The sequence below is a fragment of the Shewanella inventionis genome, from assembly GCF_019931735.1.
Lineage (GTDB): Bacteria > Pseudomonadota > Gammaproteobacteria > Enterobacterales > Shewanellaceae > Shewanella > Shewanella inventionis.
In genome coordinates this window covers 211,282-233,827 of sequence record NZ_CP082926.1, presented here as the reverse complement: position 1 = coordinate 233,827, position 22,546 = coordinate 211,282, and the positions used below count along the sequence as shown (strand labels likewise).

General features: G+C 44.3%; 19 protein-coding genes and 1 riboswitch. Of the genes, 12 read left to right on the top strand and 7 right to left on the bottom strand.

Annotated elements, in window-relative coordinates; all coding sequences use genetic code 11:
- Positions 1–98 precede the first annotated feature (98 nt).
- Entirely contained in the window at positions 99–749 is a 651-nt protein-coding gene (locus K8B83_RS01125; RefSeq protein WP_188739064.1) for a TetR/AcrR family transcriptional regulator, read from the top strand.
- Between the two features lie 81 nt (positions 750–830).
- Here the strand turns inward: K8B83_RS01125 and gorA are convergent, their stop codons facing one another.
- The 4 genes from gorA to K8B83_RS01105 all read right to left on the bottom strand — a co-directional run bounded on the left by gorA (position 831) and on the right by K8B83_RS01105 (position 5,293).
- Positions 831–2,186 (bottom strand): glutathione-disulfide reductase, encoded by a 1,356-nt coding sequence (gorA, locus tag K8B83_RS01120; protein WP_188739065.1) that lies wholly within the window; start codon positions 2,184–2,186, stop codon positions 831–833.
- Positions 2,187–2,557: 371 nt separating this feature from the next.
- On the bottom strand, positions 2,558–3,082 hold the full coding sequence (locus K8B83_RS01115; protein WP_188739066.1) for a hypothetical protein: 525 nt from the start codon (positions 3,080–3,082) through the stop codon (positions 2,558–2,560).
- A 58-nt stretch (positions 3,083–3,140) separates the two neighbouring features.
- On the bottom strand, positions 3,141–3,902 hold the full coding sequence (locus K8B83_RS01110; protein ID WP_188739067.1) for a hypothetical protein: 762 nt from the start codon (positions 3,900–3,902) through the stop codon (positions 3,141–3,143).
- 65 nt (positions 3,903–3,967) lie between these two features.
- On the bottom strand, positions 3,968–5,293 hold the full coding sequence (locus K8B83_RS01105; protein ID WP_188741272.1) for an IS4 family transposase: 1,326 nt from the start codon (positions 5,291–5,293) through the stop codon (positions 3,968–3,970).
- Positions 5,294–5,631: 338 nt separating this feature from the next.
- On the opposite strand from K8B83_RS01105, the gene prlC reads away from it, so the two are divergent.
- Both prlC and K8B83_RS01095 read left to right on the top strand, forming a co-directional pair.
- A complete protein-coding gene (prlC, locus tag K8B83_RS01100; protein WP_188736060.1) occupies positions 5,632–7,671 on the top strand; it encodes an oligopeptidase A in 2,040 nt (679 codons plus the stop codon).
- A gap of 399 nt (positions 7,672–8,070) precedes the next feature.
- The gene (locus K8B83_RS01095) at positions 8,071–8,277 is read left to right on the top strand and encodes a prolyl oligopeptidase family serine peptidase (protein ID WP_188736058.1); all 207 of its coding nucleotides are present in this window, start codon (positions 8,071–8,073) and stop codon (positions 8,275–8,277) included.
- A 69-nt stretch (positions 8,278–8,346) separates the two neighbouring features.
- On the opposite strand, the gene ribB is transcribed toward K8B83_RS01095, so the two are convergent.
- Positions 8,347–9,003: a 3,4-dihydroxy-2-butanone-4-phosphate synthase gene (gene ribB / locus K8B83_RS01090; protein ID WP_188736056.1), complete on the bottom strand. Its 657-nt coding sequence runs from the start codon at positions 9,001–9,003 to the stop codon at positions 8,347–8,349.
- A gap of 95 nt (positions 9,004–9,098) precedes the next feature.
- Positions 9,099–9,266: riboswitch (FMN riboswitch) on the bottom strand.
- A 247-nt stretch (positions 9,267–9,513) separates the two neighbouring features.
- Here ribB and K8B83_RS01085 point away from each other — a divergent pair.
- Together K8B83_RS01085 and K8B83_RS01080 are read left to right on the top strand one after the other, a co-directional pair.
- Positions 9,514–10,044: a thioesterase family protein gene (locus K8B83_RS01085; RefSeq protein ID WP_188736054.1), complete on the top strand. Its 531-nt coding sequence runs from the start codon at positions 9,514–9,516 to the stop codon at positions 10,042–10,044.
- A gap of 92 nt (positions 10,045–10,136) precedes the next feature.
- Positions 10,137–10,826 carry a DNA-3-methyladenine glycosylase I gene (locus K8B83_RS01080; protein ID WP_188736052.1) on the top strand — a complete coding sequence of 230 codons (690 nt, stop codon included), beginning with the start codon at positions 10,137–10,139 and terminating at the stop codon, positions 10,824–10,826.
- Between the two features lie 6 nt (positions 10,827–10,832).
- Here the strand turns inward: K8B83_RS01080 and K8B83_RS01075 are convergent, their stop codons facing one another.
- Entirely contained in the window at positions 10,833–11,441 is a 609-nt protein-coding gene (locus K8B83_RS01075) for a TetR/AcrR family transcriptional regulator (RefSeq protein WP_223418979.1), read from the bottom strand.
- Positions 11,442–11,547: 106 nt separating this feature from the next.
- On the opposite strand from K8B83_RS01075, the gene K8B83_RS01070 reads away from it, so the two are divergent.
- From K8B83_RS01070 to K8B83_RS01045, 6 genes are all read left to right on the top strand, one after another.
- The gene (locus K8B83_RS01070; protein WP_188736048.1) at positions 11,548–12,711 is read left to right on the top strand and encodes an MBL fold metallo-hydrolase; all 1,164 of its coding nucleotides are present in this window, start codon (positions 11,548–11,550) and stop codon (positions 12,709–12,711) included.
- A gap of 293 nt (positions 12,712–13,004) precedes the next feature.
- A complete protein-coding gene (locus tag K8B83_RS01065; protein ID WP_188736046.1) occupies positions 13,005–14,156 on the top strand; it encodes an efflux RND transporter periplasmic adaptor subunit in 1,152 nt (383 codons plus the stop codon).
- A 9-nt stretch (positions 14,157–14,165) separates the two neighbouring features.
- On the top strand, positions 14,166–17,321 hold the full coding sequence (locus tag K8B83_RS01060; protein ID WP_188736044.1) for an efflux RND transporter permease subunit: 3,156 nt from the start codon (positions 14,166–14,168) through the stop codon (positions 17,319–17,321).
- A 438-nt stretch (positions 17,322–17,759) separates the two neighbouring features.
- Positions 17,760–18,299: a hypothetical protein gene (locus K8B83_RS01055; protein ID WP_188736021.1), complete on the top strand. Its 540-nt coding sequence runs from the start codon at positions 17,760–17,762 to the stop codon at positions 18,297–18,299.
- 217 nt (positions 18,300–18,516) lie between these two features.
- Positions 18,517–19,254: a lytic transglycosylase domain-containing protein gene (locus K8B83_RS21680; RefSeq protein WP_373284847.1), complete on the top strand. Its 738-nt coding sequence runs from the start codon at positions 18,517–18,519 to the stop codon at positions 19,252–19,254.
- 127 nt (positions 19,255–19,381) lie between these two features.
- Positions 19,382–20,701, top strand: coding sequence for a M28 family peptidase (locus tag K8B83_RS01045; RefSeq protein ID WP_223419979.1), 1,320 nt, complete (start codon positions 19,382–19,384; stop codon positions 20,699–20,701).
- A gap of 71 nt (positions 20,702–20,772) precedes the next feature.
- Here the strand turns inward: K8B83_RS01045 and K8B83_RS01040 are convergent, their stop codons facing one another.
- A complete protein-coding gene (locus K8B83_RS01040) occupies positions 20,773–21,618 on the bottom strand; it encodes a 23S rRNA (adenine(2030)-N(6))-methyltransferase RlmJ (RefSeq protein ID WP_188736014.1) in 846 nt (281 codons plus the stop codon).
- Positions 21,619–21,745: 127 nt separating this feature from the next.
- On the opposite strand from K8B83_RS01040, the gene K8B83_RS01035 reads away from it, so the two are divergent.
- Positions 21,746–22,522 (top strand): class I SAM-dependent methyltransferase, encoded by a 777-nt coding sequence (locus K8B83_RS01035; RefSeq protein WP_188736012.1) that lies wholly within the window; start codon positions 21,746–21,748, stop codon positions 22,520–22,522.
- Positions 22,523–22,546: the final 24 nt, after the last annotated feature.

Sequence of the window (22,546 nt, the reverse complement as noted above, 5' to 3'; positions counted from 1 at the left end):
GTGGCATCAGTATTACTCAATATTGAGTACCAACAAAGCTTGCTATAATGTAATTGTGAAGTTGCAAAGCTTTTATCTTAACCTCATCGGAGTAAGACATGACGAGCTGGGAAAAGCGTGGGAATTATTTAATTGAAGTGTCACAACGTTGCTTAAAAGGCCACAAGACCTTTGACTTGTGCCGTTCGCATTTAGTTGACGCTAGCCAGATATCAAAAGGCACAATTTACAATCATTTCACCTCCGAAGCCGACTTAATTATCGCCGTGGCCTGTGCCGATTATCGAATGTGGTTGAACCAAGCAGAGCAAGATACTGCACAATACAGTGACCCTTATTTACGGTTTATTTTTCATCACTGCCAACGTTTATATCGTATTTTGTCAGAGCAAGCATTTGTTATCGCTAGGATAGTGCCAAACGAGGCTATTTTGTCACAAGCCAGTGATTATTATCGTGAGCGCTTTGAGCGTGTGCTTGAGCAATATAAGCAGTGGAATGCACAAACATTAATGGCCATTGGTGAAGTCAGTGGCTTTAACCGCGGTGAGCTTTTGTGTGACTATTTACGCGGCGCCATGATCAATAGTGATGATGCGCAAAAACATTACAACGATGCTGAAATGTATTATCAACATGGTTTTGCGATGACCCAGCTTATGGGGCACTCACAAAAGCGTCCTCCAAGCATTAAAGTATTTTTGCAGTGGTTACAAGATAAAGAAGCCAGCAAAGCACTGTTAATGTAAAACGCGTTATGTATTAGCAAATGTTTTGCAATAAAAAAGCCGTGTTAACCTTAACACGGCTTTTACTTATTAATTAATAACTTATCTCATAGTGACAAATTCTTCGGCGCCAGTTGGGTGGATGGCCACGACTGAGTCGAAATCTGCTTTAGTTGCGCCCATTTTCATCGCTACACCAAAGCCCTGGAGTATTTCGTCCATACCAAAACCGATCCCATGAACACCCACTACCACCTCGTCTTCACCCGCGCAAACAAGCTTCATTTTGCAGGCCTGACGGTGGCTCGTTACCGCGGTGTACATAGAGGTAAAGGTAGAGGTGTACACCTTGATGTTGTCTTGGCCGTATTTCTCAGCAGCTTCTGGCTCGGTGAGTCCCATTGTGCCAATCGCTGGGTGGCTAAATACCACGGTAGGAATTAAGCTGTAATCCATTTTAGCGTTTGGCATATTGCCAAATAAACGTTCAGACAGTAAACGACCCGCTTTAACCGCGACAGGGGTTAACTCAACGCCGCCAGCCATAATATCGCCAACACAATAAATGCCTTTAGCGGTAGTATTTTGCTGCTCGTCTGTAATCACATAGCCGTTAGCGTCTAACTGCACATCAGTATTTTCAAGGCCAATATTACCTGTTGCAGGAGAGCGGCCTATGGCCCAAATGAGGCAGTCTATGGTTAAACTTTTACCGTTTTCAAGCGCCAGGGTTAAGCTGCCATCAGCATTTTTACTGACTGACTTTGGCACGCTATGAGTGTGTAATGTGGGGCCGTCGGTTGCCATGGCCTCAACCAACCCGTCAACTAAAATAGGGTCAAAATTACGTAAAGGTGCGTGTTTGCGTACCAACAAATGGGTTTCGCTGCCCAGTGCGTGTAAAACGCCTGCCACTTCTACAGCAATGTAACCTGCACCGACCACTGCAACTCGTTTAGGTTGTTCACGCAGTTCGAAAAAACCATCTGAGTCGATACCGTATTCGGCGCCCGGAATGTCAGGTATTGTTGGTGCGCCTCCAGTGGCAACCACAATATGATCTGCCGTGTAGTGCTCACCATTCACTTCAATGGTGTTGTTGTTAACAAAGCGGCCATAACCATTTAATAGGGTGACTTTATTATTGGCAAAACCACGGCCATAGGCATCATGAATACGACCAATATAAGCTTCGCGGCTTTCAACTAGGGTATTCCAGTCAAATTTGTTGATGCTAACATCAAAGCCATAATCTTTGGCGTAGAGGTTCATTGCTTCAGCAATATGTGCGCCATACCACATCACTTTTTTGGGCACACAGCCTACGTTAACGCAAGTACCGCCAACGTGTTTTGCTTCGATGATTAATACTTTTGCGCCACGCATTGCTGCACGGTTTGCTGAGGCGATGCCGCCACTGCCAGCGCCAAGCGCGATATAGTCAAAATGTTGAGCCATGATAATCTCCACTAGGGTTAATGCATCCATTGTAGGGGGGATTAGCTTTGCGATCTAGTTGTTCTATTTGAGGTTATATACCTAATGAGCTTGAAGATACGTATTTCAGAGCTTCACCGGGTGTTCAATACTAGGCGCGTTCATGCGGTAATGTAGGCACCTTTAAATTAACGCAACAATTCTCTTGTTTAAAAATCAGGGGAACACGGTGAAACTCCCAAAGGGCAAGTTTTTCATGCGTTTATACTATTTGTTGATTTTGTTGCTTTAGCTGATTTAGGAAAGGGTACAACCATTACCCACAATCAATACCTTGTCTAAACGCGTGTAATTTTTTGCTGAAATTGAGCATCTTCAGGCTAATTGGGATATTAACGTTTATGCTGGCATTCGCCACGGTCAACGTCGTTAGGGCCACTGGTGGCGCACTTAAGACAGTCCCATTCACTTTCTCTAATATCAATTTCATCTTGGTAATGACTAAATGAACTATTTTGGGTTTGCCGTTGCTTTTTTTGTAAGTGTGTTATGCGACTTTGTAGCCAGCGACAACTGGGGTCGTCAGCCATGTTAGTGCTAGTTTGGTGTGCTGAAGACGTAATCGCTTTGTTAGCGTCGATGTGTTTTTGTAAGCTAGGTTTAATGAAAATGTCGTTAGCATTATATTCTAAAGCCGATTGAGCCTTTGTGGGAATGGCAATGATATTCCCCTGGCTGTCAGTGGCATATTGTTGTGGTAACTGGTTAGCGTTATCGTTGTTGAGTTCTGCGTTGTCCTTGGCAGGTTTGGCAGTTAGCTGGCTAAACTCAGAGGCACTAGCAACCGAGAATATCCATAATAAAGTGAGCGGCAATCCACCCCTTAAAGTGGCTTTTTGCGTTAAACGGGTTAGCATGTGCACTCCTTGTGCGACGAATTAGTAACCCATAGTCTAGTCGTTCAATATCAAAACGCTAAAATCCCCAACTGAAATATACGCCAGCATAGGTTTCATCGAGACTGCCTAATTGGCCATCTGCTTGAGCCTGTTGTTTTATGTCCTCTAACGCAATGCTATGGCTAATATGAGCGGTTAGGGCAAGATTGTCGTTAAATTGATGCTCCGCTTCTAGGCCAAATTGTACATGGTTGGCACCATTATGTTTTTCGCTGCTGTAACCAAAGTCAAAGCCTTGAGACAGGTATGGTGTGAAGGTGAATTGAGAGTTGATTTCCCAAGGGTTGTGCAAGCTTACAGTAACAAAATAACCAGATGCTTCAGTGGCATAAGTGTAGTGTATGGCAGGTATTATCCAATCAATACCTTTGTAGGCTATTGAGCTAAAAAACTCATTATCAGATGCGCGTTCATCACCATAAAATTCAAGACGTTGATAGCCAATTGTAGCATCTACATCATCATGAAAATGTAATGCGTATTCTAACCCAGCGTTCCACTCGGTGTAGTGTACTTGGTCGGCTCTACCTACAACGGCAAATACCACCATATCGTTATGTTCTGCCGTGGCAGCAGCCCAAGCTATTCCGCCTTTAGTTAAGTTGTTTCTACCTTCAGTAATATAGTGATTGTCCCACCCTAGGTTCAGGCCAATAGCGGGTGATGTTTCATTGCTAGCTAATGCAAAAGCGGAAACCAGCAAGCTTAAAATGGCGAGTGAGGGGGCAACAACGTTGAGGCTATGTTTACGACAAATAATGCTAAAATTGAATGTCATGTCAATGTGGTCCAAAGCGTTGTGTTTTAGGAGGATTATTCGTGCCTATGTTTAACACCATTCAGTTAAGAGTTTCTTCTCTTAACTGGATAGCGAGTTTTGTTAATTCGAACGGTCCTACTTTTGGGCCGTTTTCGTTTTTTGGGCAAGATAAATTGTTTAACGTTTTCCCTCATTGCTTTGAGCTTTTTAGGGATCGTTCCTGGCGAAGCAATTGCGCACCACATCAACTCATCCTGTATATAACGCATCGCCATTACAAAGCTAATCCGCAATGGTGACACCTCTGCCTCTTTAGCGATTTGGCTTATTTCAACTCTGATCAAGTTATACGCAATCAGCATTCCCCAAATCTCCTGATAAACGCCTTCAACGGTCTGACTTCTTAGTAAAATACTCTCATCAAGTTGATATTGCTTGATTTCTCCATAGCCATTTTCTATCTCCCAGCGTTCGAAATAGACATCTAATATATCTTGAGAGGAATATTTGCTTGTATTGGTTAATGAGCTCAGCACACCTGTAATATGATTGTCCTGGGATTTTTCTTGATAGGTCACTAGTCTTGCATGCCACTTTTCAGGTAGCTCTGGGTTCTTTTTTCTCGCTTGTGGTGATACTGGCATTTCAACTAGATAATCGTTATCAGCGTATTGCTCGATAACTTCAAAGCGTGTATTACATTTGAGTGGAGTAAGCCAATGACTATTTGGGTTGACTCCCCACCAACTTGTCATAAGATCTGCACTAAAGTAACAACTATCAAAAATAGTGAGAGAATTAGCTGGAACTGATTCAATTAGCTCTCGAGCATAACTAATTTCGCCTTTACTACACGGACCAAATTTTACATCTCTTATCATACGACTTCGTAATGACATGAGTGCGCATAAGCGGGCTACTGGGTATACGGACTGCTTCCTATGCTGATTACTGATATAGCCAAAATGCTCTGAATTTTCGGTATTTTCTGCACATCGAAATGTCGTTCCGTCAACAGAAAATAACTGAAGACCATGCCATGTATCTTGGCTGTCTTCCCTATGACACCAGTGTTTAGAAGTGATATTAAAAAGGGCTTTAAGGGGCGCGGCTGTAAGTCGCTGTCTGGCTTGCGGGATAGCACTTGGTGCAACGGTTTCGCCCAGCTTATCAACTAACTTTAAGTCGAGCTTCGAGACGACTTCGGCGATGGAACGATTTCGATAGAGGCCAATGCCAACAATGAGCCAAACGACTAATTCTGCAGGAAGTTTTCTGCGCCTAATACTTGCTTTGTTGGTTAGCTCTAACGCCTGCTCAATCCATTCCAATGGCAATTCTTTTTGAAAGATAGAGAGTTCTTCGGGGGCAGCAAGTAGTTCAGTATCAATAAGCCAGTTAGACAGCATAAAAAATAACTCCGTTCAAAAGAAGGAGTCATTTTCGTAGGATCATTTTTGCTGTCAACCGATCAGTTTCTTAACTGATCGGTGTTATGCCTATGTTAGCCTTTTTCATAAAAAATTAAATGATAATCAGTCTCGTTTGAGATCTGGTTGTCAATAATGATCATGTAAATTTAGTGTAAAGCAAAATTGTGGTAACAATCACGTTATTTGTCGCTACTATGCGCTATGCAGTTCGACTGCAGTATTCGGTGTTAATTTTTAGCGCTTGCAAACTTAGCAAGTTAACCCCATATATAAGTTTATTAAGTCGTCACAAGCGTTATTTTTGAGGAATCTTTATGAGCAATCCATTGCTAAACAGTGCTGTATTACCCGAGTTTTCTAAAATCAAACCAGAACACATCCAGCCTGCGGTTGAGCAAGCCATTGCCAAGTGTCGCGATACCATTGAAAAGTTATTAGCTGACAACAGCCAATATACTTGGGATAACCTTATCGCCCCGCTTGAAGAAGTTGACGACGAATTAAGTAAAATTTGGTCGCCAGTATCACACATGAATTCTGTTGTCAGTAGCGATGCTCTGCGCGATGCCCACGATGCCTGTTTACCGCTTCTATCTGATTACGGCACCTACGTTGGCCAGCACCAGGGTTTGTATGAAGCCTATAAATCCATTCATCAATCTGCGGAGTTTGCCGAGTTAACCCAAGCGCAAAAAAAGGTGATTGAACAAAGCTTACTCGACTTTGAATTGTCGGGCATTGGTTTAGATGACAGCCAAAAAGTGCGTTACGGTGAAATTGTTAAGCGTTTATCTGAGCTAACTAGCAACTTTTCTAACCAGTTATTAGACGCCACAGAAGCCTGGACTAAACTGATTACCAACGAAGCCGACTTAGCGGGCTTGCCTGAGTCAGCTATCGCTGCAGCCAAAGCCATGGCCGAAGCCAAAGAGTTAACAGGCTGGCTATTCACCCTTGATTACCCGTCTTACATGCCTGTGATGACCTACAGCGAAAATCGTGAGCTACGCGAAGAGTGTTACCGTGCATTTGTTACCCGCGCCTCTGATCAAGGCCCAAATGCTGGCGAGTTTGATAACACCAACAACATGAACGAAATCGTGGCATTACGTCATGAGTTAGCCAATCTACTGGGTTTTGCCAGCTATGCTGATAAATCATTGGCCACTAAAATGGCAGAGTCGCCAGAGCAAGTCTTAGGCTTTTTAAATGAGTTAGGTGAGCGTTCAAAAGGCCAGGCCGCCGCTGAATTAGCTGAATTACGCGCCTTTGCTAAAGATCACTATGATGTAAGCGAAATGGCATCATGGGATTTAAGTTTTTACGCTGAAAAACTGCAGCAACACAAATATGAAGTGTCGCAAGAAATCCTGCGTCCATACTTTCCAGAAGACAAAGTCTTATCGGGCCTATTTTTTACTGTTAACAAGTTATTTGGCTTAACCATTAACGAGCAAAAAGGCGTTGATATCTGGCACAAAGACGTGCGTTTCTTTGATATTTATGATGCTGAAAACGTCCACCGTGGTAGCTTCTACCTAGATTTATATGCTCGCAGTGGTAAGCGTGGCGGCGCATGGATGGACGATTGTCGTGGCCGTCGCATCACCTCAAGCGGTTTGCAAAAACCAGTGGCTTACTTAACCTGTAACTTTAATGGCCCAGTAGACGGCAAGCCGGCGTTATTTACTCACGACGAAGTCACTACCTTGTTCCACGAGTTTGGTCACGGTATCCATCATATGCTAACTAAAGTTGATGTTGGCGGTGTATCGGGCATTAACGGTGTGCCTTGGGATGCGGTCGAACTACCAAGCCAGTTTATGGAAAACTGGTGCTGGCAAGAAGAAGCCCTAGCGGAAATCTCTGGCCACTACGAAACTGGTGAGCCATTACCAAAAGCGTTGCTCGATAAAATGCTCGCTGCTAAAAATTTCCAGTCAGGCATGATGATGGTACGCCAGCTTGAGTTCTCACTGTTCGATTTTAGAATGCACCATGAGTTTGACCCTGCAAAAGGTGTCGATATTCAAGGTATTTTAGACGAAGTACGCAGCCAAATAGCAGTGTTAACCCCGCCAAGCTTTAACCGCTTCCAGCACGGTTTTGCCCACATTTTTGCTGGTGGCTATGCTGCAGGTTATTACAGCTACAAATGGGCTGAAGTGTTATCGGCAGATGCGTTCTCACGTTTTGAAGACGAAGGCATCTTTAACCCAGAAACCGGTAAAAGCTTCTTAAATAACATTCTTGAAATGGGCGGAAGTGAAGAGCCAATGGAGCTATTTAAACGCTTTATGGGCCGCGAACCCAACACAGATGCATTACTGCGTCACAGTGGTATTGCCGCGTAAATCATTAATGTAAACCCGTTAAAAACCGGCATTGATTGTCGGTTTTTTTATGCCGCGGACTTAGCCAGAAATAATCAACCTCAGCTCTGGATAACAAACGCCTTTCAAGCAGTCCTTTGCCTTCCTCACTGCGTTGAATTAACTTGCTATTGACGCGTTAATTCGCCTTGTTAGCAAAACAAATCAAAAGCTCGACAGTGGATTTTAGTCAATCTATTGATTTATATCGTTATCAATACATCTCTTATCCAGAGTTGAGGTTAATCAGATAGATGCACTGGTTTTGCATGGTTCTGCCACCAATGCCGGCGATTGGGTCGATGAGAAAACACCCTGGTACATGGCACCGTTTATGAGCTTAGAAATACCGCAAGACTTTCTAATATCGATAATTAAAAAGTGGTTACCCATGATTACCAAGGCCCATTACTGGTGATTGCCGCAGAGGATGATGAAGAAGTGCCGCCAGCACTTGCTGAAAAACTGTTTGCTGCGAGCAAGTCTGCTAATAAGCAGTTCATTATGGTACCTAATGTCGGCCATCAAGGCATGCTAGAAGACGTAACCACAATGCAGCAGTATCAAGACTTTATTACTGAGCTTTGATTTGAGCGGAAAATCGACATAAAAAAGAGGCGCAATGCGCCTCTAGCTTTGAAATGAATTAGGTTTTGTTTACGCTAACTTCAAATCATATTGGTTGCGGTACATCACCATGTCTTCGATGGTGAGTACTGGCATATTGTGCTTTAACCCAAAGGCGACGATTTCAGGCGCTTTGGCGATGCTGCCGTCTTCGTTGGTGAGTTCACATAACACGCCAGCAGGCATTAAGCCGGCCATTTGCATTAAATCAACCGTACCTTCAGTGTGGCCACGACGAGTCATTACACCGCCAGCGCGAGCACGTAATGGAAATACGTGTCCTGGGCGGGCTAAATCAGATGCTTTAGCACTGCGGTTAGCGGCGGTTTTTATGGTGGTAACACGGTCTTGTGCTGACACGCCCGTTGTTACGCCTTCTTTAGCTTCAATCGACACAGTAAACGCGGTTTGGTTGGCACTGTTGTTGTCGGCAACCATAGGTGGTAACTCAAGCTTATTGGCGTGCTCGTCGGTTAAACATAAACACACAATGCCGCTGCATTCGCGGATCATTAATGCCATTTGCGCTGTGGTTAAGTGCTCAACTGAATAAATAATGTCGCCTTCGTTTTCGCGATCTTCATCGTCGAGTAACAAAACGCCGCGGCCTTCTCTAAGCGCTGCAAGGGCATTTTCGACACGGGTGATGGGTTCGCCAAATTCGGCAAGTAGTGATAGCTGATTCATGGTTGTACTCCTAAAATGACCAGAATCAGGGCTTGTAAAGAGGGATATAAATCCAAAACAAATTGCACCAAAAAGCCGTGGGCTGATTGATGTATCTCCATTCTCTCTCATCCGGACTATAACCGTCGGCTCTGGACTGTTAGTGATTACGTAAGGTAATACCAAGTCACCAGATCTGCTGACCTCGATGAATCGAGCGCTCGCGGGCTTACTTTTTCAAGTTTACCGCCGGTGGGGAATTGCGCCCCGCCCTGAGAATTATAAATAATGTTGTTTGCGTTTATTTCAGCTTATTGGCTTATTTACCAATAAGCTGAAATTGCGTTGCTATGGTAATCAGTTAAGAGTGAGATTAAAAGGGGGGTGAGTCGCAAAAAGAGTAACAAAATACGGTGTTGCATAGACTTTATAGGCTTGCGCATTCGCCAATCGGTATAAAGATAATAAAGCTTCTTGCTCACTGGTATGACCTTTGTTAGCCTGTCGCGCTAACAATAGGAGTAGTGGTAGATGAATCTGTATTTTCGTTTTGCGTTGTTGTTTTTATGGCGAATAGGCCATTGCAAACGTATTGATTTTTTAGGCACCAGTAAAATTAATTATCGCGTTTTACCGTTAGATTGCGACATCAACTTACATTTAACCAATTCGCGTTACCCGGCTTTTATGGATTTAGCCCGTACGTACATGATTGCCGAAATCGGTTTAATGAAGCAGTTTTTAAAGAATAAATGGCTGCCTATCGTGAACGCCGCCGAGTTTACGTACATCCGCGATATTAAACCGTTTGAAAAATTTACTATTGAAACCAAAATTGTTGGTTGGGATGAAAAATACTTTTACATTGAGCACCGTATCGTGACCGCACGTGGCTTGCATTGTATTGCCCATGTGCGTGGGGTATTTGTGTGCCGTGGTAAGCAAGTGCCTATCGAAACCTTAATTACGGCAGCGGGTTACACGGGTGATACGCCAGAACTACCGGCCGAAGTGGTTAAGTGGAAACAGTTTTTACAGCTCAAAAAAGAGTGTAATACATAATTACGATTGATTGTTGGTATCAATCTATACAGATCAATCAACCTGAGTTTGCCGTATTAGCCAGTTTAGGTTGATTAGGCATAAGGAGTGACATGGTGGCATTAGAAACATTCAGTGATATTTGGGCGCGCGCTTGCGAGCGTAAAGGCGGGCCAGCAATCGTGAAGTCGCTGCTACCTGACACACTCAGCGCAGCTGAAATCTGTGAGTATTCTGATGCACAATTGCTTTCTGTGATGAGTAAACGTGTGTTTCAAAGTGGCTTTGTGTGGCGAGTGGTCGATAATAAATGGTCAGCTTACGAACAAGCCTTCTTTGACTTTGTGCCGATGAAAGTATTAATGCTGTCACCCGATCAAATTCAGCAGCGCGCTAGCGATCCGGCCCTTATTCGCCACCAAAAGAAAACCCAGGCCATTGTCGATAATGCCTACATGATCCAGCAAATCAGTGCAGAACACGGCAGTTTTGCTGAGTTTATTGCCAATTGGCCAACAGATGACATTACCGGATTATGGCAAGTGCTTAAAAAACGTGGTGCACGTTTGGGCGGCAACACTGGGCCATACTTTTTGCGCGCGATTGGCAAAGACACCTTTTTACTTAGCCAAGATGTGCAGTCATATTTAACTGCGCATAAAGTGGTGGATGCTGGCTTTACCTCACAAACAGCACTGCGCCAAACGCAAGCGGCTTTTAATCAGTGGCAGCAAGAGTCTGGCATGAGTTTGGCGCAAATTAGCCGTACGATTTCATTGGGCGTGGGTGACAATCGGGTGTAGTGGCTATCATGTTTGATAGCGACACAAAAAGACCTTCACGATTTCAGCGGCATGCTGATCTTTTTCTTTGTCAGTAAAAGGCTCGTTCATTTGAAAGATTAATGGCCAAAAACATTGGCCTTTAATTAAACTGTGCACTTGGTCCTGAGCCTGTTCAATATCGTCAACATTGATTCGACCATCTTTGTTGGCTGCTTTAATCCAGCGTGAAATGGCGTTTTCTTCTTTGATGATCTTTTTTATTTCTTTTTGCATTTCAGATGCATAAAACAAATGACCAATCACCATTCTTGACACTTCAATGTGTTCTTCTGACTGAATATGTTCAATATCATCGCGGACTAATTGTTGTAACTGCGGTGCCAATGGCTTGTTTGGGTGATAAGGCTCAGAAGGGTGCGACAACGCTTTTTTCCATAGGTCGGTCATTAATGTCATCACTAATGCTTCTTTGGTCGCGAAGTGGTTGTACACCGTGCGTTTAGACACGCCAGCCTCTTCGGCTAATTTGTCCATGCTCGTCGCAGTAACCCCTAATGCTTTAAAGGTTGTTCTGGCGGCTTCAATAATGGCCGCACGTTTAATTTGGCTACGCGTTTGTTTTTCTTGAGTCATGGTCTGCACTGTATCGAGTTTATGAAAGAGATTTTACACTGAGTAGTTTACTTTTCAATGGGAGATTATTAAACTACACCGTGTAGTTTACTTTGTTGGTATCGAGATGAAAATATTAGCCGGTGTTATCGTTGGATTTGTGATGTTAGTTGCCATTGTGTGGCTCACAAAAACATGGTCAGCAGCCAATAAAAGCAAGCCGTTCACAAATAGTGAAAAAGCCTATCAGACGGGATTAAGCAGTTTATGGCCTATTGCTAAAGCCTATTGGAACACACAGCGCCAAGCACCTGCTCCAGTCAATGCTGTGCCGTTAATGACCTTGACTCAAGACATCCTCTCGCAAACGCATGACGATGCGATATATCGTTTAGGGCATTCAACAATATTAATGCGCTTAGATGGCGAGTACGTATTAATCGATCCGGTATTTAGCGAACGTGCATCGCCTGTGCAATGGGCTGGGCCAAAGCGCTTTCATGAGTCTCCTATCAGTATTGCAGATTTACCGGCAATAAAAGCCGTCATCATTAGCCATGATCATTATGATCACCTCGATAAAGCCGCCATTGAACAACTAGCGGACAAAGTGCAGCACTTTATTACACCACTTAAAGTGGGCGAATACTTAACGGCGTGGGGTGTTGACCCTATTCAGGTCACTGAACTTGAGTGGTGGCAATCGGTTGAGTTAAATGGACTAACCATTATCGCCACCCCTGCGCAGCATTTCTCGGGGCGAGGTTTACTGGACCGAGATCAGACATTGTGGGCCAGTTGGGTTATTCAAGGTTTGCAACACAAGATTTTTTATAGCGGTGACAGTGGCTATTTTGGTGGGTTTAAAGACATTGGTGAGCGATATGGGCCATTCGATGTGAGTATGATTGAAACGGGCGCCTATAATGAATTATGGAGCGATATCCATATGTTGCCAGAGCAGAGCTTGCAGGCGCATATCGATGTTAACGCCAAGGTAATGATACCCGTGCATAATGGTACATTTGATTTAGCATTACATGACTGGTTTGAACCTTTTGAACGTATTAACAAATTAGCTAAACAGCATCATGTCACTTTGGCAACACCTAAGTTTGGTCAAGCAGTGATGTTGGCAAATCCACAAGCTAACGAGCTATGGTGGCGCGATATTATGATAAATCCAGCAACGGATGATGTAGAACAACAGGATAATGTACGCAAGATGGATGAATTAAATGAGGTTGTCACCGATCATAAGATAGCCTATGTTGGTAATAGCTTTACCTAACCTGAGTACAGAAAAGTTGATATTGTCAACATGTTGGCGTAAAGTGCGCCAAATAAATGGATCGAATTTGTTTGATTGAGCAGATCTCAGTTAACAAGGTATTAACAAGTTTACCATGTATAACCTAAGCTTATTATTTGTTTACAATTTATTGCATTAGGTTGAGTTGTTTGAATTTTGTCCCTGTGCGATAAAGAGCACAGAAAATTTTACAGTGTAATTTTAGCTATTTTCAAATGGAATGCCTCAAAACGGAGGAACCATATTGAACGCAAATTGGAGTAGGAGCACACATGCACAAAGCATTGAAAGTCGCCGCGGTGATATCTGCGGCAATATGGATTACCGCTTGTGGCAAAGCAGAGGATGCGGCTCAAGCGCAACAGCAACAACAACCTCCTTCTCCTGTTGGCGTGATGACTGTTGAAGCAGTATCACAGGCCATTACAGTCGAATTACCTGGTCGTAGCCGTGCCTTTTTAGAAGCAGAGGTGCGCCCACAAGTGTCTGGTATTATTACCAAGCGCGCCTTTACTGAAGGCAGTGAAGTGAGCCAAGGCCAATCACTGTATCAAATTGATTCGGCCACATATAAGGCTGCATTAGTCAGTGCAGAAGCTGACCTTGCCAGCGCGAATGCGGCGTTAGCATCAGCCAAAGCTAAAGCGGCTCGTTATGCTCAGCTGGTTAAAACCAATGCGGTCAGTAAGCAAGATTTTGACGAAACCGAAGCTGCCTACAAAGAAGCTCAAGCTGCGGTTACAGTGGCTAAAGCTGCCATTAATACAGCCAATATTAATCTTGAATACACCGAGGTTAAAGCGCCTATTTCTGGCCGAATTGGTAAATCATCGGTTACTGCAGGTGCGTTAGTGACAGCGAATCAAGCAACAACGCTTGCGACGATTCAGCAACTTGATCCCATCAATGTCGACATTGTGCAATCAAGTGTTCAGCTATTGCGCTTAAAAGCCAATTTACGTTCTGGTCAATTGCTTAAAAGTGATAATGCCAAAGTGTCGCTGATGCTTGAAGATGGCAGCACTTATGACTATGAAGGCACATTACAGTTTGCAGAAGTGAATGTCGACGAGACTACGGGCTCAGTGACGTTACGAGCAGAGTTTCCAAATCCAGATGGCACTTTATTGCCAGGCATGTATGTGCGTGCACAGCTAAATGCAGGCCAAGACCCTCAAGCGATTTTAGTGCCACAACGTGCTATTACGCGCAACAATAAAGGCCAAGCGGTGGCGATGTTGGTTGATAAAGACAACAAGGTAGAAATGCGCGTTGTCAAAACTGCCGAAGTTATCGATAACCAATGGCGTATTGTTGAAGGACTAGCTCCTGGCGATAAATTGATTGTCGAAGGACTACAAAAAATCCGTCCAGGTGCACCAGTGTCACCACAAGTGTTAACGGCTGACCAACCACAAAAGTAGGGATAAATTATGGCTCGTTTTTTTATTGATCGCCCAATTTTTGCCTGGGTGATCGCAATATTAATTATGCTTGCAGGTGTGTTAGCCATTAAAGGCCTACCGATTGCTCAGTATCCTAGTATTGCGCCGCCAACGGTTGTGATCAGTGCATATTATCCTGGTGCATCTGCCAAAACTATGGAAGACACGGTAACCCAGGTGATTGAGCAGCGTATGACTGGGCTTGATCATTTACGTTATATTTCGTCCACCAGTGACAGCTTTGGTAATGCTTCAATTACCTTAACCTTTAATGCTGAAGCTGATCCCGATATTGCACAGGTTCAGGTACAAAACAAATTGCAGGCCGCTACGCCTTTACTGCCTACTGAAGTACAGCAGCAGGGCGTAAAAGTGAATAAGTCGACATCAGGCTTCTTGATGGTAATGGGGTTTGTGTCTAAAGATGGTTCAATGGGCAAAAGTGACATTTCAGATTATGTCGCCGCCAATATTCAAGACCCAATGAGCCGCGTACCTGGTGTGGGTGAACTCAGGCTCTTTGGTGCACAATATGCGATGCGTATTTGGCTAGACCCACTTAAATTAACCCAGTACAACTTAACCAGTATTGATGTTACTGCGGCGATTAGTGAGCAAAACGCGCAGATTTCTGCGGGCCAGTTAGGCGGCGCCCCATCGTTAGCTGGGCAGGAGCTTAACGCAACAATATCAGCTCAAAGCCGCTTACAAACACCAGAACAATTTAGACGGATCATTCTTAAGTCTGACTCATCAGGTGCAAATGTGTACCTTGAAGATGTCGCTAGAGTAGAACTGGGTGCAGAAAGTTATGCCGTTGACTCTTATTACAATGGAAAACCAGCATCTGGTTTAGCGGTTAAATTGGCCACTGGTGCCAACGCTCTAGACACCGCAGAAGGTGTTAAAGCCAAAATTAATGAGATGAAGGCGTTTTTCCCGCAAGGGCTTGAAGTGGTTTATCCCTACGATACTACGCCATTTGTTGAGCAATCGATTGAAGGTGTTGTGGATACATTAATAGAAGCCATTGTATTGGTTTTCTTAATTATGTATTTGTTCCTGCAAAATTTCAGGGCCACACTTATTCCAACCATTGCAGTCCCTGTGGTATTGCTCGGTACCTTTGCTGTGTTATCGGCATCAGGCTTTACCATCAATACCTTAACCATGTTTGCCATGGTGCTGGCCATTGGTTTGCTGGTGGACGACGCCATTGTGGTGGTCGAAAACGTTGAGCGGGTCATGTCTGAAGAGGGCTTAAGTCCACTTGAGGCTACCCGCAAGTCGATGGACCAAATCACCAGTGCCCTGGTGGGTATTGGTTTGACCTTGTCAGCAGTATTTGTGCCTATGGCATTTATGTCAGGTTCTACTGGGGTTATTTATCGTCAGTTCTCCATTACCATTGTATCGGCAATGGCGTTATCTGTGTTTGTCGCAATCGTACTCACACCGGCATTATGTGCCACCATGTTAAAACCCATTAAAAAAGGTCATACCCACGCAGATACGGGGTTCTTTGGTTGGTTTAACCGTAAGTTTGATGCAATGACCTCGCGTTATGAGTCGAGCGTTGGCAGTATTTTAAAACGCTCATTCCGTGTGATGTTAATTTACATTGGTTTAGTGATTGCGGTGGGTTGGATCTTCTTACGTATGCCAACGGCATTTTTACCTGATGAAGACCAAGGTATCTTGCTTACTCAAGCCATCTTACCAACAAACTCAACCCAAGAAAGTACCGTAAAAGTGCTTAAGCAGGTTAATGACTATTACCTCAATGACGAAAAAGACATTGTTAACTCAGTGTTTACCGTTGCAGGCTTTAGTTTTGCCGGTTCAGGTCAGAACATGGGGCTCGCGTTTGTTGGCTTAAAAGATTGGTCTACCCGTGAAGCGCCAGGTGAAGATGTGCAATCATTAGCTGGCCGTGCAATGGGGCGCTTTATGCAAATTAAAGAAGCCTTAGTGTTCGCCTTTGTACCGCCTTCGGTGATTGAGCTGGGAACCGCCAATGGTTTTGATATGTACTTAAAAGATTTGAATGGCCAAGGTCACGATAAGTTGATTGAAGCGCGTAATCAAATGCTCGGAATGGCGTCGCAAAATCCTAATTTAGTGGGTGTAAGACCTAACGGTCAGGAAGACGCACCTATGTATCAAATTCACGTTGATCACGCTAAATTACGCGCATTAGGCATTGATATTAATAACGTTAATAGCGTCATGGCGACGGCGTTGGGTGGCTCTTATGTGAATGACTTTATTGACCGCGGTCGTGTGAAAAAGGTGTATGTGCAAGGTGAAGCAAAGTATCGCATGCAGCCAAGCGACTTAGATACCTGGTATGTGCGTAATAGCAATGGCGAAATGGTACCGTTCTCGGCATTTTCTACTGGTTCGTGGGAGTTTGGTTCACCTCAGTTACAGCGTTTTAATGGTGTACCTGCGGTCAACATTCAAGGCGCAACAGTACCGGGTTACAGTACCGGAGCGGCAATGAGTGCACTAGAGGAAATGGCCAAACAGCTTCCACCAGGTTACGGTATAGAATGGAATGGTTTGTCATACGAAGAACGGTTGTCTGGCAACCAAGCTCCGAGCTTATACGCACTGTCTATCTTGATTGTATTCTTGGTACTTGCGGCATTATACGAGAGTTGGTCGGTGCCGTTATCGGTTATTCTTGTGGTGCCACTGGGTATTATTGGGGCATTGCTCGCCATGAATGGACGTGGTTTACCTAACGACGTATTCTTCCAGGTCGGCTTATTAACTACGGTTGGGTTGGCAACTAAAAACGCCATCTTGATTGTTGAGTTTGCTAAAGAATACTTTGAGAAAGGCTCGGGCTTAATTGAGGCAACACTGCATGCAGTGAGAGTACGTTTACGCCCAATTTTAATGACGTCATTGGCCTTTGGTTTAGGTGTAGTGCCATTAGCCATTCGTTCTGGTGTTGGCTCTGGCAGTCAAAATGCCATCGGTACTGCTGTACTGGGCGGGATGATGTCATCGACATTCCTGGGTATTTTCTTTGTGCCGTTATTCTTTGTGGTGGTTGAACGCATCTTTAGTAAGCGTGAAAAAATAACCGAAGCAGAGCATGAGCAAATCGATAATGATAGAAAGTCGATATAATCACTGAACCGTGTTTAAAAGCCCAGTTAATCTGGGCTTTTTTGTGTCTGTAGCCATAGACTTTTCTGCAGTGATTTGGTCAAAAAAGGATGTAGCACGTAAAACCCAGTTTAACGGCAATTAAATGATACTTAAATCTTGCTAATTGACTATTTTTAAAAGACTAAACTTAAATTGTGTTTAAAAAACACCCTAAGTGGTTTTGCTTTAGGTTATTGAAAAATTTACTGATTAAAAAACTACTTGTGTAAATATCATCCAGGTACTCTTCTGTGTTTGTGTTATGATTAAGATCTTAATTAAAACAGATTTTTAACATCTATTTGTCCTGACTAAACACCTTTGTGGTTATTTTTTAACGAAGAGATTGTTGATAAAGATGAACTTTTGATTAAATAATGATTATGATAGTGAATAACAATAATAAAGGATGTCACCATGCAGGCGCTGTTACTTAGCCTCACTTTAGCTGCTATTCTGGCTTATCTATGGTATGCCAGTTTACTTAAAAAACGCACTTCAGCCATTGAAGCGCTAAAAGTGATCGACTCAAAAATCGATAGACGATTAACGCTGTTTACCGAATTATGTCGTGAAAGACAGTCATATCAACATCCCTTAACCGCTGAACAGCAAGCGCAACTTGCCCACTTAAAACACATACAACCCCAGCATGATTGGAACCAACCCATTGAAGAGTCAAATGTGGCTGGTGGCTCATTGTCAGTGTCTATTGCCGCCTGGCAACAAATCGATCAAGGGTTAGAGTCACTGCTGTCGACGGTAAATAAAGACAAGCTATGCACTGAACAATTGGCCGAGTATTTACAGCTTGAACTTGATTTTGTACATGCCGAAGATTTTTATCGCAAAGCCGTGGATGAGTTAAACAGTGGGGTAAAAATTTTTCCTGGGTCGGCAGTGGCAAAATTTGCGCGGATTGCCCCGATGCCCATTTTTGACCAAGTGCAGGAATAAGCCCATGTTATGGCGTAATAGTTTGGCGCTTTTACTTACCGGCACTGTGTTGCTGGGAATAACCGCAGAAGCCAAACAAGTGGTTTATCCTGAGGTTGAAGATGTCGTTAAACCGAAAATTAAAGCCAAATACATTGAAGAACGGCCTGAGCAAAAAACGCAACGCTCATTACAGCCATCAGCCGTAAGCGAACCCGCGCTTGAGCATGTTAATGCGATTGAACAGCCCCCTGTTACGTCGCTCAATGATCAGCTTGTACTCGATAATAGCTATGTTAATGATACTTCTAGACCTCGCACCTTAACCAACGACTATCCGCTAAAAAAATCCTCAACAACACCAAATAAACTCAGAGTTAAAGCGCAATATTCTGAAAACGGTATTGTGAGCGATCTTGGCGTTGAAAAACGTAAAGTGTACCAATATAAGCAAGCTAACGGGATTATGGTATTTAGTGATCAGCAACCGTTAGATGCCGACTATCAAGTGTTGTTGTACGAGTGCTTTGCCTGCCGACCAGACTCCACCATCGACTGGTATAAAATCCCGTTATTTACGTCGCACTTTGCTACCGATGTGGCGTTAGCCGCACACAGATATCAGTTAGACCCAGCATTAATTAGAGCCGTGATTCATGCAGAATCTGTGTTTAAGCCTGGCGCCGTTTCAAAAGCGGGTGCTAAAGGTTTAATGCAATTAATGCCCGGCACCGCCAGTGACATGGGCGTAGACAATCCATTAAATGCCCAGCAAAATATTCGTGGTGGTAGCCGTTATTTAGCACAGCTATTAGCCCAATTTAATGGTGATTTAGACCTAGCGTGCGCCGCGTACAATGCTGGCCCAAGCACCGTCACCCAATACCGTGGCATTCCGCCATACCCAGAAACTCAAGCTTATGTGAAGCGCGTAAAAATATTATTCAAACGCTACCAAAAAGCATTAGCCAGTTAATCGAGGTCATATGAAATATCTTATCCACAAAGCAGCGCCAAAGCGCGTCAAACTCAGCCCTAAGAGCGGTTACTGTTTAGCGGGCCTAGCAGGGTTATTAATTCTAGGTGCGGCCACGGTTCCTGCTATGGCGGCAACCCCAGCAACATCAGTTGCACCATCGCAAGAAGACATGCGCTTATACGACATTGCTAATGCGCCACAAGCACAGCGCATTGAGCAAGATATTCGTACCCTGGTTGATTTTGGCACTCGTCATACCTTATCTGACACGCAGTCAGACACCCAGGGTATTGGCGCAGCAAGACGCTGGATAGAAGCCGAGTTTAAGCGAATTTCAACACAGTGTGGTGGCTGTTTAGAGGTTGTTACCGTAGCCAAAACGGTTGAAGGCAAGCGTATCGCCAAGCCAACAGAAGTGGTCAACGTTATCGCGATTCAACGCGGTAAAACAGATCCTAAGCGTGTGGTGATGATGAGCGGTGATATTGATTCGCGTGTTACCGACGTGCTGGATGCCACTTCTATTTCACCAGGCGCAAACGACAATGCCTCCGGTGTGGCAGGCGCATTAGAAGCTGCACGGGTGTTATCTCAATATCAGTTTAACGGCACCATAGTATACGCGGCCTTGTCGGGTGAAGAGCAGGGCCTATACGGCGGCAATATTTTAGCCGACTATGCCAAAGCACAAGGCTGGCAAGTGCAAGCTGTGCTCAATAACGACATGATAGGCAACATTGCCGGCATTAATGGCGTGGTCAATAACAGCAGTGTGCGAGTGTTTTCGGAAGGTGTGCGCTTTGCCGAAACCGCCGACGAAGCAAAAGAGCGTTATTTTAGTGGTGGGGAGAACGATTCTGCCTCACGTAATTTAGCCCGTAAAATTAAATCATTAGCCGACCAGTACATGACGAACCTTGACGTTATGTTAGTGTATCGCCTCGACCGATTTGGCCGTGGTGGGCATCATTTACCGTTTAATCAAGCCGGTTTACCAGCGGTGCGCATTATGGAAACCAACGAGCATTACGACCGCCAACATCAAGATATTCGGGTTGAAAACGGCATTGCTTACGGTGATGTGATTGAAGGGGTCGATTTTGACTTTACCGCCAAACTCACCGCATTAAATGCAATTAGTTTAGCCGCACAGGCGTGGGCACCAGCGCCGCCAACTAAGGTGAGCATTGAAGGTCAGGTGTCACCCAGTACTACGCTAAGTTGGCAAAAAAGCACTGATGACACGGTAGTAGGTTATCGGGTGTATTGGCGCTCAACGACCGCGCCAGAATGGACTCACAGCCGTTATGTTGGCAAAGTGGAAACATTTACTTTAGATAATCTAGTGATTGATAATTACTTATTTGGCGTAGCAAGTGTTGCTGCCAACGGTAATGTCAGCCCAGTGGTATTTCCTGGGGCGGCAGGCGCGTTTTTTAAGTAATCATTTTAAGTTTGTTATTAAAAAGCCCGGAGCATTAACATGCACCGGGCTTTTTTATTATCTAATGGAGGCTACTCGCCGACTTCCCATTTTACTGTTGTGTAACCGTCAGCATGGCCTAATAAAGGCGCTAAATACTCTAATGCTTCTTTAGCCATGTCATCCATTTGCCACGGCGGATTAATCACCCATAAGCCAGCGGCGGTCATGCCAAATTCATCGCTATCGGCATTAATGGCTTGCTCAATACGCAGTTGCTTTTTAATGCCGCTATTTTTAAGCAGTGTCAGCATGGCTTCAGTTTGCTCACGTTTTACCACCGGATACCACAACATAAAAACACCTGTTGCAAAGCGTTTGTGGGCTTTAATCAGCGTGTTCGCAACATCAATATAATCGGTTTTAATTTCATAACTTGGGTCAATTAAAATCACCCCTCGGCGCTCAAGAGGTGGCACCGCCGCGATTAACCCAGCTAAACCATCGTCGTTAATCACTTTGACTTGCTTGTCTTGAATAAAATAACTTTCAAGTAGCTCATGGTCGGTTGTGTGTAGCTCGTGCAACACCATTCTATCTTGCGGGCGTAATTCCACGTCAACAATTGCCGGCGACCCAGGGTAAACCCTCAGCTCACCGTCATATTCAGCATTAAAATGGCGCACAGTCTCAACATAATCGGCAAGGGCGATTGGGAGATTTTTGTGGTCCCATAATTTAGCTACGCCTTCTAAATACTCGCCGGTTTTTTGCGAAAACTCATCCGTTAACGAATACGCGCCAGCGCCTGCATGAGTGTCGATATACACATAAGGTTTTTCTTTTTTCTGCATGGCTTTTAATGCTTGGATGAGCATTGAATGTTTAAGCACATCGGCATAATTGCCTGCATGGTAACCGTGGCGATAACTAAGCATGGGCGTTTCCATTAACGAATGAACAGTAAAAACTGTGTAATACCATCATTATAAGTTTTCTCAGGCGTGAGGTATAGGTATTCACTGGTGATGGCTTTTGGCATAATGAGGTAGTTTTTATTTTGGCATGGTATTTATCTTGTTGCAGACACCTATCTTTTTTAATCAGCAGTACCCAACATTGGTGGATATCGCTACTCGCTGGCAACTCGTGTGGGACAAAGACGCCGCATTTGAATTGCGCTTTGAGCAAAACTGTTTGAGTTTGTACAAACGAGATGAACCCAAATTAGATGGTATTAACGTTGATTTTGTCTCAGGTGCTGTGGCACACCGGCGCAAATTTGGTGGTGGGCGCGGGCAGTCTATCGCCAAAGCGGTTGGGTTAAAGCAAGGTGTAACGCCAACGGTTGTCGATGGCACAGCAGGTTTAGGCCGCGATGCATTTGTATTGGCAAGCCTGGGCTGCAAAGTGATTATGGTTGAGCGCCACCCTGTGGTTGCCGCACTATTAGAAGACGGCCTACGTCGCGCCTACGAAGACGCCGAAATTGGCGAGTGGATGCAGGATTTGATGAGTCTGTTTCATGGCTCAAGCCTTAATGCACTAGCAGATGCTGCGCAATCCTCTGGTACAGAAATAGACGTAGTGTATTTAGACCCAATGTACCCACATCGCGAAAAGTCAGCATTAGTTAAAAAAGAAATGCGCGTATTTCAAACCTTAGTCGGTGCCGACCTCGACGCCGACGGCTTATTAGCCCCGGCAATGGCACTGGCCAGCAAGCGTGTAGTCGTAAAACGCCCTGATTACGCTGAAGATCTCGACGGGATAAAACCCAGTATGGTATTAGCCCAGAAAAAAAATCGCTTTGATGTGTACGTGAAAGCCGCGATGAAATAGTGGTGTTTAAGTAGTAGTGCTTAA

Bases quoted from the DNA above. Each gene is read 5' to 3' on its own strand.
- K8B83_RS01125 (WP_188739064.1), top strand. From the start codon at position 99: ATGACGAGCTGGGAAAAGCGTGGGAATTATTTAATTGAAGTGTCACAA.
- gorA (WP_188739065.1), bottom strand. From the start codon at position 2,186: ATGGCTCAACATTTTGACTATATCGCGCTTGGCGCTGGCAGTGGCGGC.
- K8B83_RS01115 (WP_188739066.1), bottom strand. From the start codon at position 3,082: ATGCTAACCCGTTTAACGCAAAAAGCCACTTTAAGGGGTGGATTGCCG.
- K8B83_RS01110 (WP_188739067.1), bottom strand. From the start codon at position 3,902: ATGACATTCAATTTTAGCATTATTTGTCGTAAACATAGCCTCAACGTT.
- K8B83_RS01105 (WP_188741272.1), bottom strand. From the start codon at position 5,293: ATGCTGTCTAACTGGCTTATTGATACTGAACTACTTGCTGCCCCCGAA.
- prlC (WP_188736060.1), top strand. From the start codon at position 5,632: ATGAGCAATCCATTGCTAAACAGTGCTGTATTACCCGAGTTTTCTAAA.
- ribB (WP_188736056.1), bottom strand. From the start codon at position 9,003: ATGAATCAGCTATCACTACTTGCCGAATTTGGCGAACCCATCACCCGT.
- K8B83_RS01085 (WP_188736054.1), top strand. From the start codon at position 9,514: ATGAATCTGTATTTTCGTTTTGCGTTGTTGTTTTTATGGCGAATAGGC.
- K8B83_RS01080 (WP_188736052.1), top strand. From the start codon at position 10,137: ATGGTGGCATTAGAAACATTCAGTGATATTTGGGCGCGCGCTTGCGAG.
- K8B83_RS01075 (WP_223418979.1), bottom strand. From the start codon at position 11,441: ATGACTCAAGAAAAACAAACGCGTAGCCAAATTAAACGTGCGGCCATT.
- K8B83_RS01070 (WP_188736048.1), top strand. From the start codon at position 11,548: ATGAAAATATTAGCCGGTGTTATCGTTGGATTTGTGATGTTAGTTGCC.
- K8B83_RS01065 (WP_188736046.1), top strand. From the start codon at position 13,005: ATGCACAAAGCATTGAAAGTCGCCGCGGTGATATCTGCGGCAATATGG.
- K8B83_RS01060 (WP_188736044.1), top strand. From the start codon at position 14,166: ATGGCTCGTTTTTTTATTGATCGCCCAATTTTTGCCTGGGTGATCGCA.
- K8B83_RS01055 (WP_188736021.1), top strand. From the start codon at position 17,760: ATGCAGGCGCTGTTACTTAGCCTCACTTTAGCTGCTATTCTGGCTTAT.
- K8B83_RS01045 (WP_223419979.1), top strand. From the start codon at position 19,382: ATGGCGGCAACCCCAGCAACATCAGTTGCACCATCGCAAGAAGACATG.
- K8B83_RS01040 (WP_188736014.1), bottom strand. From the start codon at position 21,618: ATGCTTAGTTATCGCCACGGTTACCATGCAGGCAATTATGCCGATGTG.
- K8B83_RS01035 (WP_188736012.1), top strand. From the start codon at position 21,746: ATGGTATTTATCTTGTTGCAGACACCTATCTTTTTTAATCAGCAGTAC.